Below are 1,771 nucleotides of genomic sequence, written 5' to 3'. Positions count from 1 at the left end.
TACATGGAATTATGAGTTTTCGAAAGCAATAGACAAGAATCAGGACATATCCGATGAAAAAGAGCAACAAATCCGTTCTTATCTCATGGGATGGCAACCGGGTTCAGAAACTTCAATGATTTATAATCGCAGGCATATTTTTGAGCTATCGAAAAAAACTGCACTTCAACAACAAGAGCAACTATTCAAAGGAGAATTTGATGAATAATTTAATTAAATATAACTCTGATAAAATGTCTTTGCATGAGCATAAAATCGTCAGTTCGATTGAAAGCAATGGAATCAATCTTACAAACTTAATATATGCTATGAACGAAAATTTGGTTTGTGGATTTGTATATACAGTACAATATTATTTTAATAGCAACAGCTATTTGTATGTGAAAAATATTGTTAGAAATATGGAGAATCTTATCTGTAAAGTATCTCCTACTCATATTGATGATAAGGTTCTAATTGAATATCAAAATAAGAAATTATCAAAAGCCCCAGCATCACTTCGCGTTTTACGACCATTTTTGATTAAATGGTTTGAGTTAGGATATCCAGGAATAGATGAAAGTGCGGTAGAACTGTTAAAGCATTTGGACCTAAAGATAAAAAAATCTGGTCAGTCTGTGCTTCAAGATGATCCAACAGAGGGACCACTAACTAAAGAAGAACATACTTCTTTGATTAAGGCTATGAATCATGCATATAGAAAAGGTGAACTGTCACTGCCACATTATGCAATATCACTATTGATTAGCCTTACAGGTAGAAGACCTCAGCAGTTAGTTATGTTGAAATATAAAGACCTTCTTCAAAAGAACTTAGATAATGGCAAAGTAGAATATGTAATTTCAGTGCCACGAGTTAAACAACGGGGTAAAGAACTACGATATCGAGAACTTGCAATAATATCAGAGGTTGCATCAATTGTTCAATTGCAAGCTAATCAATCAGTGAAACTCGTTGAGCAAGCTCTTGGAAAAACTCTTGATGATTATTCTAAACGAGAAGTTCCTATTTTCTTAAATGAGGAAAAACTCTCAGATTTATCCATAACAGGTGCAATTCTTCTGGAATATAATAAATTATATGCGAAGCCTATAATTGCTAATGTAGCATTGAAAGGTATTGTTAATAATGGGAATATAATATCCAACCGTACCGGTTCGATACTAAATATTACTCCTCGTAGGCTTCGTTATACAATAGCAACTATGCTGGCTAAGGATGGGCATAATGTTAATACTATAGCTGAGTTATTGGATCATTCCTCTACTTCAAGTGCGGGTATTTATATTAAAAATCATGCTGACAGTGTTGAAAGGATTGATTCCGCTGTTTCAGAACAATTGTCATTTGTCGCTGATATTTTTATGAACGGAATCAAATCTAAAAAGAGTAGTCATTTCAAATTTTTTTCTTCAAGTAGATGCCAGAGTCAGAATTCAGGATTTCCTTGCAATCAATGTATGTTTTTTATTCCGATTGAGTGCAGTGAGGTGAATCAACTATGAATAATATTATTTTGTTCAAATCAAAAAAGCATATTCTTGTAGAAGAAAATTATAATGAGTTCATAAAATTTTGTCGCTATCAACTGCCCGGACTAACCCAAACTCAGGATTGGGAGCAGTATGCATGGAAAGGATATGTCACATTTAGAAAAATAGGGGTTGGAAATAAAGTCTTTGATTCCATTGATGCAATGCACGAAGATTATATCAATTTTGCGAAAGCATATATCAGATATCAACACTCATTGAAACCATTAAAAAACTAT

1 protein-coding gene and 2 pseudogenes are annotated in these 1,771 nt (G+C 33.1%); all 3 read left to right on the top strand.

Annotated elements, in window-relative coordinates:
- A pseudogene (locus tag DFO52_RS23035) lies at positions 1-208 on the top strand (site-specific integrase); the annotation flags it as partial.
- A complete protein-coding gene (locus DFO52_RS23030) occupies positions 201-1,505 on the top strand; it encodes a tyrosine-type recombinase/integrase (protein WP_133551272.1) in 1,305 nt (434 codons plus the stop codon). The pseudogene DFO52_RS23035 and the gene DFO52_RS23030, both read left to right, overlap by 8 nt.
- Positions 1,502-1,771, top strand: a pseudogene (locus DFO52_RS23025) (DNA-binding protein); the annotation flags it as partial. The gene DFO52_RS23030 and the pseudogene DFO52_RS23025, both read left to right, overlap by 4 nt.

The organism is Enterobacter sp. AG326 (genome assembly GCF_004362415.1).
GTDB classification, from domain to species: domain Bacteria; phylum Pseudomonadota; class Gammaproteobacteria; order Enterobacterales; family Enterobacteriaceae; genus Enterobacter; species Enterobacter asburiae.
This window is presented reverse-complemented; position numbering and strand designations above follow the sequence as displayed.